Source organism: Bacillus sp. AL-1R (genome assembly GCF_052180195.1).
GTDB lineage: Bacteria > Bacillota > Bacilli > Bacillales > Bacillaceae_G > Gottfriedia.
This window is the reverse complement of sequence record NZ_CP197469.1, coordinates 2,320,226-2,337,123: the sequence shown is the minus strand read 5'-3', so window position 1 is coordinate 2,337,123 and position 16,898 is coordinate 2,320,226. Positions and strand designations below refer to the sequence as shown.

13 protein-coding genes and 1 pseudogene are annotated in these 16,898 nt (G+C 32.1%); 11 read left to right on the top strand and 3 right to left on the bottom strand.

Features of this window, described 5'->3' with window-relative positions; genetic code table 11:
* The first annotated feature begins 378 nt into the window (after positions 1 to 378).
* From ACSBO6_RS10865 to ACSBO6_RS10840, 6 genes are all read left to right on the top strand, one after another.
* The gene (locus ACSBO6_RS10865; RefSeq protein ID WP_498843345.1) at positions 379 to 1,425 is read left to right on the top strand and encodes an ATP-binding protein; all 1,047 of its coding nucleotides are present in this window, start codon (positions 379 to 381) and stop codon (positions 1,423 to 1,425) included.
* Positions 1,426 to 1,680: 255 nt separating this feature from the next.
* Positions 1,681 to 2,595: an alpha/beta hydrolase gene (locus tag ACSBO6_RS10860; RefSeq protein WP_098845988.1), complete on the top strand. Its 915-nt coding sequence runs from the start codon at positions 1,681 to 1,683 to the stop codon at positions 2,593 to 2,595.
* Positions 2,596 to 2,768: 173 nt separating this feature from the next.
* The gene (locus ACSBO6_RS10855) at positions 2,769 to 5,240 is read left to right on the top strand and encodes a transglycosylase domain-containing protein (protein ID WP_498843344.1); all 2,472 of its coding nucleotides are present in this window, start codon (positions 2,769 to 2,771) and stop codon (positions 5,238 to 5,240) included.
* A gap of 335 nt (positions 5,241 to 5,575) precedes the next feature.
* Positions 5,576 to 6,310, top strand: a complete 735-nt coding sequence (locus ACSBO6_RS10850) for a hypothetical protein (protein WP_498843343.1) — start codon at positions 5,576 to 5,578, stop codon at positions 6,308 to 6,310.
* Positions 6,311 to 6,318: 8 nt separating this feature from the next.
* The gene (locus ACSBO6_RS10845; RefSeq protein WP_498843342.1) at positions 6,319 to 8,001 is read left to right on the top strand and encodes a vWA domain-containing protein; all 1,683 of its coding nucleotides are present in this window, start codon (positions 6,319 to 6,321) and stop codon (positions 7,999 to 8,001) included.
* A gap of 19 nt (positions 8,002 to 8,020) precedes the next feature.
* Complete coding sequence (locus ACSBO6_RS10840; RefSeq protein ID WP_098845984.1) at positions 8,021 to 9,169, top strand: toxic anion resistance protein; 1,149 nt, start codon at positions 8,021 to 8,023, stop codon at positions 9,167 to 9,169.
* Between the two features lie 256 nt (positions 9,170 to 9,425).
* Here ACSBO6_RS10840 and ACSBO6_RS10835 read toward each other — a convergent pair whose 3' ends face one another.
* Together ACSBO6_RS10835 and ACSBO6_RS10830 are read right to left on the bottom strand one after the other, a co-directional pair.
* The gene (locus tag ACSBO6_RS10835) at positions 9,426 to 9,656 is read right to left on the bottom strand and encodes a hypothetical protein (protein ID WP_498843341.1); all 231 of its coding nucleotides are present in this window, start codon (positions 9,654 to 9,656) and stop codon (positions 9,426 to 9,428) included.
* A 103-nt stretch (positions 9,657 to 9,759) separates the two neighbouring features.
* Entirely contained in the window at positions 9,760 to 10,449 is a 690-nt protein-coding gene (locus tag ACSBO6_RS10830; protein ID WP_498843340.1) for a DUF2711 family protein, read from the bottom strand.
* A gap of 355 nt (positions 10,450 to 10,804) precedes the next feature.
* Between ACSBO6_RS10830 and ACSBO6_RS10825 the strand changes: the two genes are divergently transcribed.
* Positions 10,805 to 12,040 (top strand): IS110 family RNA-guided transposase, encoded by a 1,236-nt coding sequence (locus ACSBO6_RS10825; RefSeq protein WP_498843339.1) that lies wholly within the window; start codon positions 10,805 to 10,807, stop codon positions 12,038 to 12,040.
* Between the two features lie 231 nt (positions 12,041 to 12,271).
* On the opposite strand, the gene ACSBO6_RS10820 is transcribed toward ACSBO6_RS10825, so the two are convergent.
* Positions 12,272 to 12,739 (bottom strand): hypothetical protein, encoded by a 468-nt coding sequence (locus tag ACSBO6_RS10820; protein ID WP_498843338.1) that lies wholly within the window; start codon positions 12,737 to 12,739, stop codon positions 12,272 to 12,274.
* A 190-nt stretch (positions 12,740 to 12,929) separates the two neighbouring features.
* Between ACSBO6_RS10820 and tatA the strand changes: the two genes are divergently transcribed.
* The 4 genes and pseudogenes from tatA (at position 12,930) to ACSBO6_RS10800 (ending at position 16,846) form a co-directional block, all read left to right on the top strand.
* Positions 12,930 to 13,112, top strand: a complete 183-nt coding sequence (gene tatA, locus ACSBO6_RS10815) for a twin-arginine translocase TatA/TatE family subunit (protein ID WP_098845981.1) — start codon at positions 12,930 to 12,932, stop codon at positions 13,110 to 13,112.
* A 327-nt stretch (positions 13,113 to 13,439) separates the two neighbouring features.
* Complete coding sequence (locus tag ACSBO6_RS10810) at positions 13,440 to 14,453, top strand: multicopper oxidase domain-containing protein (protein WP_498843337.1); 1,014 nt, start codon at positions 13,440 to 13,442, stop codon at positions 14,451 to 14,453.
* Positions 14,454 to 14,469: 16 nt separating this feature from the next.
* Positions 14,470 to 15,639, top strand: coding sequence for a ZIP family metal transporter (locus ACSBO6_RS10805; protein WP_098845979.1), 1,170 nt, complete (start codon positions 14,470 to 14,472; stop codon positions 15,637 to 15,639).
* A 169-nt stretch (positions 15,640 to 15,808) separates the two neighbouring features.
* Positions 15,809 to 16,846: pseudogene (locus ACSBO6_RS10800) on the top strand (flavin-containing monooxygenase).
* The last annotated feature ends 52 nt before the right edge of the window (positions 16,847 to 16,898 follow it).

Genomic DNA, 16,898 nt, shown 5'->3' with positions numbered 1-16,898 from the left:
GGGAGGGTATGAATGTGGATAATGTACTCCTGGTTTGATTATGGCTGTAAAAGTACTCATCGTCAGTTAAATTCAACGGAAGATGAGTCTAACTAGATGTACTGGATACACAGGAATTATACAGTCGATCCAAAAAGCAATTGCTATAATAAATAAGAGTGATATATAATTTTTAATTAGATAAAGAATAAATAACACTAGTTTTTAACTTTTTCCTTCTTTCCCCTTAAGTAATAAGGGTAAATATGAAGGGGTTTTTGTGTTTATAGATTATTTTGGGAAATTTTTATATTTAAGAGAAAAATATAAATAGTAATTATTTCTGAAAATTCATAAATATTAGTTTAGATATTTAATCATCAAAGGAGTAAGATGAATTTGATTTCAAATAGTAATTTACCATTAAATGAAGAAAAAAAATTAATTAATCATGTTGACTTATATGAAGTTTTTAATAATATGGCAGAAGGATGTTACTATTTAAATTCGAAAATGGAATTTATTTTCATTAATAAAGCAGCTGAAGCAATGATTGAAAAGCCAAAAAAAGAGTTAATTGGTGTTTGTATGTGGGATGCGTTGCCTAATTATGTGGATACAGATGTATATCATTACTATAATAAGGCCTATAAGGAACAAAAAATCCAATCGTTCGAAACAATTACAGAGTACTCACTTATCCCATATGAAATAAAGGTGATACCCGATCAAAATGGGATACTGGCGATTTTCAGTAATATATCTGAAAGAAAAATATTGGAAGAAGAGCAAAAATATTATGAAAAACTAAAAATAATTGGAGAAATGGCTGCTGGTGTAGCGCACGAAATTAGAAATCCACTCACTACTGTTAAGGGGTTTTTACAATTAGGGTTACAAAATAAAGATTTTGAAAGCTATAGTCCAATTTTTGAACTAATGATCGATGAAATTAATCGGGTAAACTCAATCATTACTGAATTTCTCGATATCGCAAAGAAAAAACCCAACAAACTTGAAGAACATAATTTAAATCAAATCATTAATACTTTATATCCATTACTTGAAACTAGGGCATTAAAAGAGGACAAATTGATTATTAGAGAGCTAAATAAAATTCCTAATTTAATCATTGATCAAAATGAAATCCGTCAGCTTCTTTTAAATATGGTTAGTAATTCTTTAGATGCCATGGATGTTGGAAAAATTGTAAAAATACATACTTATAGTGAAGATGATAAGATTGTCATGTCAATTATTGATGAAGGTACTGGGATTCCACCGGAAATAATCGAGAGGATTTCAACCCCATTTGTCACATCAAAAGAAAATGGTACAGGATTAGGATTAGCCATTTGCTATGCGATTGCTAAGAGAAATAATGCAACAATTGATTTTACAACTAGTTCAAATGGTACGGTTTTTAATATTAAATTTAATCGATGATCATTTTACGCTAGTAATTAATTAACGCTTTTTTGAATTTGTAATGTTGAAGTGGCAATGATTTAGTTATTAATCGAAATCGTTGCCATTACATTTTATCGTATTAAACGAATAAATGGGGTGCCTAAAAATTCGGCACCCCTATCTTTTGATTAGCCAGAATAAAAAGTTCATTAAGAATAACAAAGTATAACATATTTCATAATTTAAATAGAAGAACTTCTATTTGGCTAGCAGACAAAAGGAGTGTGCAAGATGGAACGGAAAAAAATAAATAAATTTTTAATTTGGATATTAATTTTGTCGCCTGTCTTATTCTTCTTAATACCGATCTTTGTTGGTTTAATCTTAACGCATCCATTAAGGAGAAAAACTGAACAAACCCCATCCGATTATAATTTGCAATTTGAAGAGGTTGAATTTAAAAGTAATCTTGATCAAGTTGTGCTAAGAGGATGGTGGATACCGGCAAAAAATCCAACATCAAAAACTGTTATAACTGCACACGGATACACCGATGAACGAAGTCAAAAAAAGATTAATGGCCTACGAATTGTGCAATCAATCCATGATCGTGGGTATAATGTACTGATGTTTGACTTCCGTAATAGTGGAAAATCAGGTGGAAGGACTACCGGAATAGGCTATTATGAACAACATGATTTATCGTCAGCAGTAGAATATGTGATTAACGAGCGCAACCAACAAGAAATTGTTTTGCTTGGATGGAGTATGGGAGGGGCTACCTGTTTACTTGTTGGTAGTCTTCATCCGGAAGTTAAAGGTGTTATTGCAGATAGTCCATTTCATGATTTACAAACTTATTTGGAAGATAATTTAAGTGTATGGTCAAAATTGCCTAAAAAACCTTTTACTTCAATCATTTTACGTTCGATGAAGCATTTATTAAAAATTGACCCAAAAGAAGTGTCCCCTGTCATATCAGTTCAAAAAGGGCATTCTACAAATTATTTATTAATCCATGGAAAGAACGATACGAAAGTGCCATTTAGTAGCAGTGAAATGATCTATGATCAAATTCCTAATGAAAACGATAAAACATTATGGCTGACAGAACATGGACATATTACAACTTTTATTGAAGAACCAGAACCATATACTAAAAAAGTAATTGATTTTATCGAAAAGACGTTTTCTCCAAATAATTAATTAATTAGCTTTTATGAAGCAGATGAACCCCTGAGCGGTTAATCTGTTTTTTTATTTGGTAAAGATTTTCTTCAGTACATGAAAGTTGTGTGTGTAGAAAATACTACTATTTATAAAAAAGTATAGTTTTTGCCCAAAAAGATCTATTTTACTAAAAAGGCAGGCGAACTAAGATGGCAAATGAATACCGTTCGCGAGAGGAACGTAAACGGCTGGAAAAGCCTTCAAAAGTAACTGATAAATCTGAAGGCTTATGGAAAAAAATTACTGTAACATTATTATCAATCGTAATTGTATTTATACTGATTGGTGTAGGAATATTTTCATATTTAGTGAGCGGGGCACCCGCACTAGATGAATCAAAACTCAAAGTACCGCTATCTTCTACTATTGTTGATAAGGATGGCAAAATCGTAGCCGAATTAGGTAGAGAACAACGAACAAAAGTGTCATACAACCAAATTCCAAAGGTTGTAGAAGACGCGTTTATTGCGACTGAAGATGTGCGGTTTTATAAGCATAAAGGCGTAGACATTCGACGGGTATTCGGTGCAGTTTTAGCGAATATTACTGGAGGTTTCGGTTCACAAGGTGGAAGTACGATCACCCAGCAAGTCGTAAAAAACTCATTTTTGTCTTCTCAAAAAACAATTAAGCGTAAAGTTCAGGAATGGTATTTAGCTTTTAAATTAGAACAAAGATACTCTAAACATCAAATATTAGAAATGTATTTAAATAAAGTTTACTTTTCAAACGGTCTTAAAGGGCGAGGAGTATATGGAGTAGCCAAAGCTTGTGAAACATATTTTAGTAAAGATTTATCAAAAATTACCTTACCAGAAGCAGCAACTTTAGCAGGTATGGTGAAGGCTCCAAATAACTATAATCCTGCAAAGCATCCTGTTGAGTCGCAAAATCGTCGAAATACTGTATTAAGTCAAATGAAAAAATATGGTTATATTACTGAGGAACAATATTCAAATGCAAAAGCAATTCCAATGAAAACTTTAGTAAAGGTTCATGAATCTGGGGGTACAAAATACAATTCATTTATCGATGTGGTCGTAAATGAGGTGGAAAAAAACAGCGATGCAAATGTTTATACTGATGGACTAACGATTGAAACAACATTAGATCCTAAAGCCCAAGATAAAGCAGATGAAATTTTAAATAGAGGAAAAAGCTTTTATCCTAGTGATGAATTTCAAACTGGATTTGTATTATTAGATACGAAAACAGGTGAAATTCGAGCAGTAGGCGCTGGTAGAAATACTAGTACTGGCGGTTTAAACTTTGCTACTGATATTAAAAGACAGCCGGGTTCTTCAATTAAACCGATCCTTGATTACGCTCCAGCTATTCAGTATTTAAAATGGTCAACCTATCATCAAATTCTTGACGAGCCATATTCTTATTCTAATGGTACTCCTATTAGAAACTGGGATCGAAAGTATAAAGGTGATATTTCAATTCGATTAGCATTAGTTGATTCACGTAATATTCCTGCATTAAAGACATTCCAGGCTGTTGGAAGTGATCGCTCTAGAGAATTTGCGAATGGTTTAGGGTTTAATTTCTCGAAAAATACATATTATGAGTCCTATTCTATAGGAGGATTCACAGGTGTATCAGCTATGGAAATGGCAGGAGCATATGCTGCTTTTGGAAATGGCGGAATTTATAATAAACCTCATTCCGTAAAAAAAATTATCTATCCAGATAATACGGAAAAAGTATTTGCAACTGAGCCTAAACAAGCAATGAGTGATTATACTGCATATATGATAACAGACATGCTTCGCGATGTAGTAAAAACATCACTTGGTACTGGAAAAAGAGCAAATGTACCAGGCCTTGACATGGCAGGTAAAACAGGTACGACAAACTACACTGATGAAGTAAAACAAAAATACGGATTTCCTGATAACGCAACTCGTGATAGTTGGTTTATCGGATATTCTTCTGATGTTACAATGGCCGTTTGGACAGGTTATGAAAAAAATAAAAAGAATAATTTTCTTGGTAAAGGATCAACAAATATTGCAAAATTCATTGCAAGAGATATGTTAGCTGCCAATGGAGATCGAAACGCAGTATTTAGAAAACCTTCATCAGTAGAAGAAATTCGAAATGAATTATACATTCGAGGAGAAAAAGTAGATGATATTCCTAAAGATATTGTAATTGAGTCTGTAAAAAATGTGAAGGCAAATTATGACCCTGTTACAAGTAATATTTCAATAAATTGGACTTATCCTCCAAATCTGCTTCAAAAAACGTCATTTGAAGTGAGTTATACTGTAAATGGTGTAGCAGGACAATCTCAAAAAATTCATGGTACTGCAACTAGTATTAATGGAATTGTCCCTGGTGATATTGTAAAAATAACGATTATTGCTACAAATGCTGAAGGTAAGAGCGGACCTGTTACAGTAACTGTGGATTTATCTTCAACTGAACAACCAATTACTCCACCTATAAATGAAGGTGGACAAGGATCTGAAAACGGACAGGGAAAAGGAAACGGAAACGGAAACGGGACAGAAGAAGGTACGAAACCAGGTGATCAAAAACCGGGTACAGGAGACGAGAATGGAGATCAAAATGTAAATCCAATTGTCCCTAATCCAAATAATCCAGAATAAATAGTTAAAACGCATTGAAAAAAATGTCAATGCGTTTTTTTTTATGGAGTTTTAAAATGGTGTTTTTATTTTTCTTAAAAAAGTATTTAATAAAAAATGAGAATGCAAAATCTTAATTGACAGTGTAAAGGATCTGCTTTTTGCTCCCAATAGCGCAGTACCTTAGAAGAATGTCGTTTAGACTGCTTAGCGGTCTTTTTTTATTTGTTAAAAGAATCTAATCGAAAAACTTCATGTCAATTCATTATTTCTTTTATTTTATTAAACTAAAAATTCAAATTGATAAATATAAATGAGTAATAGAGCATAAATAGAGTGTAGCGGAGGAGTGAAGGATGAAAAAAGGATTAAAATTTTTGGGGCTAATCACTTTCATTTCAATTTTGAATGTGATCGTATTCTCTCCAGGTTTAATCGGAATCCAAGTAATGAATGCGAGTGCATTTCAAACTGCATTTGGAGTATCGTTCATAATAGCGAATTTGGTAGTACTTCTATTTAGTCTGTTTCAACTATATTTTAAACCTGTTAAAGAAAAGCCAATTAAGCAACTAAAATCAAATGAAGATTTTGTTCTTGCTTTAAGTCGATATAAAAATAATAAAGTACTAAAAGAAGATATTATTACTTCAATTGGGCAAATCGAACGAATGAAAAAGAAAAAAGGCGTATTTTATAACTTATTAACCGATCGATTTTCTAAAACAGAAATTACATACAACAAGTTTGCATCTGTTGTGGACGAGGTTGAGACATTATTTTATTTAAGAATAAGAAACATCATAAATAAGATTAGTACTTTTGATGAACTTGATTATAAAAAAATAAAGGGAAAAGACGGCTTACGATACTCAAAATCATTAATTCAAGAGAAAACAAATCTTATAAATGAATATATCAACTTCGTAAAAAGAGCAATTGAATCGAATGAAGAGATTCTAGTTAACATTGATAAATTAATTTTAGAAATTTCAAGACTAGATGATATAGGGATCGATGATATTGAAAAAATGGAATGTTTAAAAGAAATCGATTCGTTAATTCAACAAACAAAATTTTATAGGCAATGAATGAAAGGATGATAACAATGAGGAAGTTTCTTTTTGCATCGATTGCTGTGATCGTTGTAGTTTTTCTTCTTGTCTATATTGGAGTTAATTTGACTTCAGGAGATAAAGTTGTAAAAATTACTGATAAAAATAAACATCAACAATTAGCTAAAATGATTTCGAAAATTAATATTTCAAAAGCAAAACCAATTAAAGGTCAAATTGACTTAAGTTCAGCCGATGTTGCAAGTGAACTCCCTGATATTTCTAAATTTCCTGTTTCCGTCGACAATACGACAGATCATTTTGTTGAAATTTTTTCATCTACTGAAAAATCAAGTGATGGAAAAAATGGTTGGTTAAACGAAGTCGCAAATGAGTTCAATGATGCGAAATTCAATCTAAATGGTATGCAAGTATCTGTAAAAATTAGAAACATTGCATCTGGTACGGCAACAGACTTTATTAAATCTGGAAAATATGTTCCTGATGCCTTTACACCTTCTAATGAACTTTGGGGTCAAATGATTTCAGCAAGTGGTGTGAAAACTAAAGTCGTATCCTCGCGATTAGTTGGGAATGTTCCTGGAATTGTCATTTCAAAAACAAAATATAATGAGTTAATGAAAAAGTATCGTAAAGTCGATCCGAAAACTGTTATCGAGGCAATGACGAAAAATGAACTATCAATGGGATATACCGACCCGTTTACAAGTTCAACAGGATTAAATTTTTTAGTATCGACTTTGAACTCCTTTGATTCAAATGATGTACTTAGTGATAATGCTGTAAAAGGGTTTGAAAGCTTCCAAGCAAATGTACCGTTCACTGCTTCTACGACTTTACAAATGAGTGATGCAGCGGAATCTGGCGTCTTAGATGCTTTTGTTTTAGAATATCAAACATTTGTTAATTCACCTGATTTAAGAAATAATTACAAATTTATACCATTTGGTGTACGACATGATAGTCCACTTTATGCTTTAGGGAATTTACCAAATGAAAAAATGGAAATATTGAAAAAATTCGCTGAATTTACTAGTCAATCTAATCTTCAATTACTAGCGAAACAATATGGGTTTAACGGATTGAATAATTACAGTTCGGAGCTTAGAACGATCGATGGAGATACGTTAAGCGCTGCACAGAAACTTTGGAAAGGTAAGAAAAATAGTTCAAATCCAATTGCTGCCGTTTTTGTAGCAGATGTTTCAGGTAGTATGGATGGAAAACCATTAAATGAGCTAAAAGAATCACTACTAAAAGGTCAAAAATATTTAGGAAGAGATAATAGTATTGGCTTAATCTCATACTCGGCCGACGTAACGATCAATCTTCCTATCGCAAAATATGATGCAAATCAACAGTCAAAATTTGTTGGCGCAGTAACTAGCCTTGATGCAGGCGGAGATACCGCAACAAATGATGGAATCCTTGTTGCAATTAATATGCTAAAAGACGAAATGAAAAAAAATCCAAATGTAAGGCCGCTCATTTTTGTTCTTACTGATGGGGAGACCAATTACGGCCACTCATTAAAGAATGTAAAAGAAATTATAAAAGCATATAAAATTCCAATATATACGATTGGTTATAACGCTAATATTAAAGCGCTTGAAAGTATTTCGAATATTAACGAAGCGGCAAATATTAATGCAGATTCAGATGACGTAATCTATAAAATTCGTAATCTCTTTAATGTTCAACTTTAAGTAGTAGGAGGATATAAAAATGTCATTTTCTATGCAAGTTGTAAATGAAGAGGAAATCAAGGCGGTAATAAAAGAGCAAGTAAAGCCAGTACCAGAAGAATTAATGAAATTAAAAGAAACAGCAGATGCAAATGTAGCGATGATTATGGAATTAGACACGGTTTCAAAGGAAACATATGAAAAACGAAAGGATATTCTTCAATCAATTGAATCATTTGGTTTACAGACAATGAAATCTTCTTCGAACAAAAATTCGCTTCTTAAGGTTTCACTTGGTCAACTTGCAAAAAGTGGAGATGAAGGAGGGCAAGTTGCAAAAGGATTAGCAGAGCTACAAGTTCAATTAAAGGACTTAGATCCAAGTGTTATTAATTTTTCCAAGTCGGGTCTATTAGGTAAGTTATTTAATCCGATTCGTTCCTATTTTCAGAGATTTGAAAAAGCAGATGTCGCAATCGCAGATATCGTAAAATCACTTGATAAAGGGAAAAAAATTCTTGAAAATGATAACACGACATTAGAGCTTGAACAACATTCACTTCGTATGCTTTCAAAAACACTAGAAAAAGAAATCAAACTTGGAACATTGATGGATGAGTCAATTGAAAATCAGATTGAAAAAGCAAAAATCGAAGGGGTAGATCAAGAAAAAATAAAATTCATCACAGAAGAAGTTCTCTACCCGTTACGACAACGAGTCATGGACTTACAGCAAATGCTAGTTGTCAATCACCAAGGAGATCTGTCTTATGAGGTTGTAATTCGGAATAATCGCGAATTAATTCGAGGTGTAGAACGTGCAAAAACAGTAACGATTTCTGCACTGAATACAGCAGTTACTGTGGCAAGTGCTCTTTATAATCAAAAAATTGTTTTACAAAAAATCACTGCTTTAAATCACACAACAAATACGATTATTGAAGGCACTTCTAGATTATTAAAGGAACAAGGAGTTGCAATCCAAAAGCAAGCAATGGAGTCAGCAGTTTCTGTTGAAACACTAAAAACTTCATTCACAAACGTCATATCAGCATTTGAATCGATTAGTATCTTTAAGCAAGAAGCTTTGCCAAAAATGCGTCAAACAATCCTACAATTTCAAGAATTAGCTGAAGTTGGTTCACAACAGATTCAAAGACTCGAAAAAGGCAATCGAATTGGATTATAGAAGATACTTGAAAAAGATATATAGTAATGTTTTTATTAAAAGTCAAGATATTTCGTTAAATCCGTAATACTATTATATTTTTATATAATGTCAGACATTTTAAGGGGTTAATTAAAAAAGGATTGATGGGCAGAATATATATGCTCTATCTATCCTTTTTTTGTACTACAATTGACCACATTTACTGCAACACAAATTGTAATGTTGTTGTATTAATGCATCAGTTAGTTGAATATGAACATATTTAAGATTTAAATTACCATTCAATATCCTTATAAATTTCTGAAAGTAATCTTCCTTCGATTTTTCCATTCTTAAATAGAGCCTCAGAGGTTTCAAACTCTTGAGTATAAGATCCCTTTACTCTTGTAAGATAAAATACACCTGGATTTTGACTTATCCAATATTCTTCATTTTGATATGTAAAGGTGTATTCTTCTACAATTGCTATACCTTCTTGGAATTCAATAAACTCTTTTAATGTCATCTTCCCACCAAATACAAACTTTTACAAAATTCATACATCATCTTTAGCTAAAGCATCAGTTAGTTGCATAACATCTAATTAAAAAAGAGTTGCCAACACAACTCTAATAGATATTTGACCAGTACCAATTGATATATGTTTTATCGTCACATACTATAGCTTCCCAGCCCATCTTTTTAACAATATCATCAATTTTTCTATCACGGGCCATAAATATCGTAATAAAAGAATCAAACACACTCATAAATGCAAAATTCATATTTTCATCTGATATTATTACCTCTTTTAAAGATAATTTACTGTTATATAAAGACACGAGTTTTTCAATCTCTAAAGTACCATTTTCGTCCAATATCGGATTAGCGTAGCTAAAATATTTAGCTCCTTTAGATTCTAAAACTTTTTTTATGTCTCTAATTAAAAATAGTGAAATTTCATCCTCATCCGGATAAAAACAATCTTGTTTTAAATTTGAATTTAATTTCTCGGCTAAATCTTCTCTTGCATATTGTTCCTTTAATGCACTAATTGATGTTTTTAATGCAATCGCTAGTTCACTAAAATTGGTTAAATCACTTTCTTGCATTATACTCTTCCAACTAACTTGTTTAGCAAGTTTTAAGATTTCTTCATCACTTGGATATATATGTTCAAATTCGTTATTTCTATTATTCTTCTCCCAACCCAAAGGCATTTGGATAAAAGGGGGGAATAATATGGCTGCGGATTTAAAACTTTTTGGCAGTTGGTTTAATATAGGAGATTTGTCATCTAACCATATGTAATTTAACATCTACAAACTCCTTTTCACTAATTTTTACTACAAATGAGTGTACCTGAATTTTAAAGTTATATTTTCTTGGTTTGTAATCAACCTTATTTAACTAATGCATTAGTTCGTATTATAAGGTCATCCAGTTTTATTTACTGGTTGACCATTTTTTATATGGTCTTATGATTAAGTAGTCGGGGCAGAACGAAGCATTAGTGGGGCTTAGACCCCGTCAACTAAACAGTTCACCCCCTACTTATAGAAACATGCTTTGGGCTGGTTGGGACAAAGATCCCGAATAACAAGCGAACCTATGACACTATAAGGGAGTATTTGGGGAACCGATAAATTTAATAGTTTTAGGAGGAGATAGTTTATGAATCCAGTAGTTGGTCTGGATGTCGCAAAAGGAGAAAGTCAAATACAAGCTTTTTTAGATAGAAAGACTCCTTCTAAAAAAAGTTTTAAAATTTCACATACAGTTGAAGGGTTTAAGCAGCTACATCAATTTTTACAGAGTATCGAAGAAAAAGCCAATTCAAAACCAGTATTAATAATGGAATCGACAGGACATTACCATTCTCCAGTTATGCAGTTCTTAGATAGCTTAAATTATATTTACATCGTTATTAATCCATTAATCTCTTATCGAGCTAAAAGTTCGAGCTTAAGAAAGGTTAAGACTGATGTCATCGATGCGTACCACCTCTGCGAGCTATATTACAAAGAAGAGTTAGAGCCACATAAAAAACGTGGTGCACAGTTACTAAACCTGCGAAATTTAACCAGACAGCACGATCATTTAACAGGTATTAGTTCTCAGGCAAAACTACATTTTTTAGCGATTCTAGATCAAGTGTTTCCTGAATATCGAGGTGTATTTGGAGATTTGTATTCTAATGTTTCACTCTTAACTTTACTGGAGTTTCCTTCATCTGAAGCTGTGTTACAAGCAGGTGAAGATCAACTGGCTAAACGAATCGCATCTTTATGTACTAGTCGTTCTAAACAATGGGCAAACGAAAGAGCTAAGCTTTTAATTACTGCGGCTGAAAAAAATCCGTTTCAAGTAAATCTTTATAGGAGCCTTATTATTTCGCTTGAGATGCATATTAAAATGGTTCTTCAATACAAAGAACATCTATCCAATTTAAAAGCAGAGATAGATGTCCTCGTCAAAGAAATTGAAGAATATACTATCATCCAATCGATTCCAGGTATCGGAAAAAAAATCGCGGCAACGATTATCTCTGAAATTGGTGAAATTGATCGGTTTGATAATCCTAAAAAACTTGTGGCTTTCACTGGTGTTGACCCGAGTGTCTTTGAATCTGGTAAATTCACAGCCAGTAGAAACCGTATTACAAAACGTGGTTCTAGTCGATTGAGACATGCGTTATTTATGGCTGTTCGGTGTGCAATTCGTGATAATCGTAAGAATAAGACAACAGACGAAATCATCCCAAGAAATAAGCGAATGCGACAATTTTATGATAAAAAGCGTGAAGAAGGAAAACCATTTAGAGTAACAGTTATTGCTTGTATAAACAAACTATTACATTGGATTTATGCCCTGTTAAAAAGCAAAACGACTTTCCAAGATCTAGCTTAAAATCTGAATCAACTTCAATTACCATAATCTTCCAATTTTTGAATAAGTGGAAGATTATTTGGCATGTCAAAAATAGTATAACATGAGTCCCAAAATTTTTTTATTGAAAATTATTGACAAACTATTAGCTGGTTTAGTTGATTAAGGAATTGTTAGTCTTATCAAAAATTAATTTATAAATGAAGATATAAATTAAAAGAAATTCGGTCTCTTTTCTTTACTTTAAGGTAGTTACAAAGCATCAAAATTTTTACTAATTGTAATAGAATTACTTAATTTCAAAGTTAATTTCTCAAAATCTTTTATTAATAAATTACTTATGAAAATATCAATTTCTTCCCCAGAATGCGTTGCTAAAATGAATTTATCACTAATTATAAAAGCTCTTTCTATATTTTCAACTTTTATTATCTTTCTAGAACTAAATATACCTTGATGATGGATAGAGAGTATATTATTCTCAAACCTCAAATAATCAATTGAATTAAGTTTAATTAAAAATAAAGCTTTTGGAATAAACAACAAAATAAAGATTATGAACGGTATTAATGGTATTAATAATAAAAAATACGTATGAATGAATACATCCCAAAATGAATATACGAAAAATAGTATGAGTAAAAAAAATATAAAAATACTTAGTAAAATACTATATCCAAACATCTTCGCTTTGGGAGTTTCTTTGTATTTCAGTTTCAAAATTCTACCCTCTTTCTCAGATTTTAAATCCTTTATCAGTTGTATAATTCGCTAGATACATAACAAACTCCTTGTTCAGCTAATTTATGTGATTAAAGAGGAATATCTTTTTGTAGTACTATTTTTATGGTCTTATAGATAAGTACATTAGTGAATAGTTAATAAATAAGATAAAGGGAGGGAATAAGTAATGGCAAACATAGGCATACCAGGGTTGATACTAATCTTAATTTTGGCTTTAATCATTTTTGGACCTAAGAAATTACCTGAAATTGGAAAAGCCTTTGGACAGACGCTGAAAGAGTTTAAACGCTCAACTCAAGGTTTAACAAATGATATTATAGAAGATAAGGATCATAGTGAGAAGAAATAGTCCTAGTTAAATGAATCATAGGAATCGTTATTATACCTACAACGCAGGTATTTTCTTCAACACCAAGGACTCACGTTGATTGGAATATCTAAGTATTCATGTTTTATTAGATTTTTATTTTTCGAATCCAACTATTTTCCATATAATGATCTTAAAAATTTGAAAGATTGTATTTTTTGTATTGATTACAAAAAGTACAATCTTTTTTTATTAAAAAAATTTAATGTAATGTGTATTTTTCTATTGACAATAAACCCGTCCGTATCCTAAAGTATAGACAAATACAATAAAGTTGCACTTGGGAAAAACTTTAGGGGAGGTCAAACTATGCCTAATAAAAAAGTATCAAGACGTGATATTTTAAAGATTGGCACAACTGGCATGCTAGGAATTGCTGGAAGTATGTATTTAAATGCGTTAAGTCCTTTTACTAATAAAGTAAACGCTTCAGAACATACAAATCATAAACACAATCATTCTATGAATCACGATACAATGATCGATTCTTCGAAAACAGAAGGGTATAAAATGGCTGAACGCCTTCTAACAGAATTTGATTATGGAAAAGTATCGACACTTTCAAATGGTAAAACATTGCGAGAATATACAGTTGTTGCAATTGATAAAGAAATTGAAATTGCCAAAGGTATTAAATTTCCAGGTTGGACGTTCAATGGGACGATTCCTGGACCAACTTTTAGATGTACAGAAGGTGATCTTTTACGTTTCCATTTTACAAATAAGGGAAGCCATCCACACTCTATTCATTTTCACGGTATACATCCACCTAAAATGGATGGCCTATTACCAGTTATGCCTGGACAATCATTTACTTATGAATTTGAAGCAAAACCTTATGGATTACAGATTTATCATTGTCATGTACTCCCTTTAGCACGCCATATTCATAAGGGATTATATGGGAATTTTATTATTGATCCAAAAAAACCTAGAGAAAAAGCAAAAGAATTTAATATGGTTATGAATGGATTCGATCTTGATTTAGATGGCGAAAATGAGTTTTACACAGTTAATGGTTATGCTTTTGCATTCATGAATCATCCAATTAAGGTAAAGAAAGATGAACTTGTTCGTATTTACTTAAGTAATCTAACTGAATTTGATTTATTAAACTCGTTTCATTTACATGCGAATTTTTTCACTTATATTCCAACAGGAATTAATGAAAATCCGACTCAATTTACTGATACAGTCATGCAATGTCAAGGAGAGCGAGGAATTATTGAGGTTCGATTCCCTTACAGGGGGAAATATATGTTCCATGCTCACGTAAGTGAATTTGCAGAATTAGGCTGGATGGGCTTCTTTGAGGTTGAATAGAAAGGAGTGAATGTTGATGAAACTAAAAGGGGTTATGATAGGGCTTATCCCATTCGTTTTATTGGTTGTCGTATTAAGCTGGATATTTATGAATGGAGCTGGAGTTGAAAAAGATCCTGCTGCACCAATAGAAGTATTAAATATTGAAAAAATAAAAATCACTAAGGCTGGATTTGAAGTAGATGTTAAAAATACGGGACCTGAATCACTAACTATTGCCCAGTTGATGGTTGATGATTCAGTCTGGAATTTTACGGTTACTCCTAGTCAGACTTTAGAGAGATTTCAAGATGGTAAGATTACGATTTATTATCCTTGGGTTGAAGGCGATCCTCACGTGATTAAGTTAATTACGTCAAATGGAATTGTTACAGAAGGTGAAGTAGCTGCAGCAACTTTAACTCCCGAACCAAGTTGGAAAAACTTTATGAATTATGGATTAATAGGTTTTTATGTGGGAATTGTTCCAATCGCATTAGGTTTATTATGGTATCCATTTATGAAGCGCTTAAAAAGAAGTTGGATTAATGCAATACTAGCACTTACCGTAGGACTATTATTATTTCTATTTGTCGGAACAATTGCAGATGGATTTGAAATCGGAGCAGAGGCGCCAGCAGTTTTCCAAGGGAATATGGTTGTGATTATCAGTACAGTCCTTTCGTTTTTACTATTAATTGGATTTGATCAGTATCAACAAAAACGACAAAAAAGTATCGGATATACACCATTTGGTATTTCACTGTTAATGGCAACAGGAATCGGAATGCATAACTTTGGAGAAGGTTTAGCGATTGGTTCGTCATTTGCGCTTGGTGAAGCAGCACTAGGTACATTTTTAATCATCGGTTTTACCCTTCACAATATTACAGAAGGAATCGGAATTGCAGCACCGCTACTCAAAACAAAACCAAAAATAAGTACATTCATCCTTTTAGGAGCAATTGCTGGTGCACCTGCAATTTTGGGAACTTGGTTCGGTGGCTTTATCTTCTCACCAATATGGGGAGCGATCTTCCTAGGAATTGGAGCAGGAGCTATTTTACAAGTAATCTTTGTCATTACGAAAATGCTCATTGAAGACCATAAAAAACATAATGAACAGTCTGTTTCTTGGTTAAATCTGGCTGGTTTTACAATAGGGCTTTTAATTATGTATTTTACTGCTTTCTTTGTGAAGTATTAATAAACAATATAAAAGCGAAATTTCGCGAGTAATGTAAAAGGAGATAGAGAAATCTATTTCCTTTTTATTTTATTTTATTTTCAAACTTGTATTGAAAGAAATGAAATAAGAAAAGTATAATAATATATGAACAACTATTCATATATTACGATTAATGGAAGTGATCTGGATGAATTATGATGTAATAATCATTGGTGCTGGCCAAGCTGGTCTTTCAATGGGGTATTATTTGAAAAAATCTGGCTTAACATTTCTGATTATTGATAGGATAAAAGAAGTTGGTGAAGTTTGGAAAAAACGATATTATTCTTTAACTTTATTTTCTCCTTGATCATATAGTTCACTGCCTGGTTTCGTTTTTGATGGAAATCAAAATGATTATCCAACAAAAAATGAAGTGGTCGAATACTTGTCTACATATGCAAAATTTTTTTCATTACCTATTCAATTAAACACTTCTGTTCAAAAATTATCTAAAGCAGGAAATAGTTTTACGATTAAAACAAATGTCGGGGAATTTCATGCAAAAAATATTGTTGTTGCAACAGGACCTTTTCAAACACCATTCATCCCAAAATTTTCAAGCAATCTCTCTTCAACTGTTTACCAAGTACATTCATCTGAATACAAAAACCAAAATCAATTAAAAGAAGGATCTGTATTAGTAGTTGGTGGGGGAAATTCCGGAGCACAAATTGCAGTAGAACTCTCAAAAGAAAGAAAAGTGTATTTGTCAATTGGTCAAAAGATGATGTTTTTACCTCAAACCATCGGTACAAAAAATCTTTTCTGGTGGTTCGATAAATTAGGCTTATTAAATGTAAATATTAATACAAATGTGGGTCTGTTTTTAAGTAAGCGACACGATCCTATTTTTGGGTTAGAACTTAAAAATTTGATTAAAAATGCTACAGTCGAACTGAAATCAAGAACACAATCCATACATAATGACCTGTTTTATTTTGAGGATCACACTCAACTGCATGTGGATAACGTAATCTGGTCTACTGGATTTAAGGAGGAGTATTCTTGGATTCAAATAGATGATCTAATCGATTCAAATGGAGATCCAATTCATCAAAGAGGAGTTACAACGATTGAAGGTTTATACTTTCTAGGTTTACCTTGGCAATTTCGTAGAGGCTCGGGGCTTCTTTATGGAGTTGGAAAAGATGCCAATTATTTGTATCAACAGATTTGTAACTAACGTTAAGTTGTATTTAACTAAGAAATTCTGATTTTTTATATGCATAAATAAA

Bases quoted from the DNA above. Each gene is read 5' to 3' on its own strand.
- ACSBO6_RS10860 (WP_098845988.1), top strand. From the start codon at position 1,681: ATGGAACGGAAAAAAATAAATAAATTTTTAATTTGGATATTAATTTTG.
- ACSBO6_RS10855 (WP_498843344.1), top strand. From the start codon at position 2,769: ATGGCAAATGAATACCGTTCGCGAGAGGAACGTAAACGGCTGGAAAAG.
- ACSBO6_RS10850 (WP_498843343.1), top strand. From the start codon at position 5,576: ATGAAAAAAGGATTAAAATTTTTGGGGCTAATCACTTTCATTTCAATT.
- ACSBO6_RS10845 (WP_498843342.1), top strand. From the start codon at position 6,319: ATGATAACAATGAGGAAGTTTCTTTTTGCATCGATTGCTGTGATCGTT.
- ACSBO6_RS10840 (WP_098845984.1), top strand. From the start codon at position 8,021: ATGTCATTTTCTATGCAAGTTGTAAATGAAGAGGAAATCAAGGCGGTA.
- ACSBO6_RS10835 (WP_498843341.1), bottom strand. From the start codon at position 9,656: ATGACATTAAAAGAGTTTATTGAATTCCAAGAAGGTATAGCAATTGTA.
- ACSBO6_RS10830 (WP_498843340.1), bottom strand. From the start codon at position 10,449: ATGTTAAATTACATATGGTTAGATGACAAATCTCCTATATTAAACCAA.
- ACSBO6_RS10825 (WP_498843339.1), top strand. From the start codon at position 10,805: ATGAATCCAGTAGTTGGTCTGGATGTCGCAAAAGGAGAAAGTCAAATA.
- tatA (WP_098845981.1), top strand. From the start codon at position 12,930: ATGGCAAACATAGGCATACCAGGGTTGATACTAATCTTAATTTTGGCT.
- ACSBO6_RS10810 (WP_498843337.1), top strand. From the start codon at position 13,440: ATGCCTAATAAAAAAGTATCAAGACGTGATATTTTAAAGATTGGCACA.
- ACSBO6_RS10805 (WP_098845979.1), top strand. From the start codon at position 14,470: ATGAAACTAAAAGGGGTTATGATAGGGCTTATCCCATTCGTTTTATTG.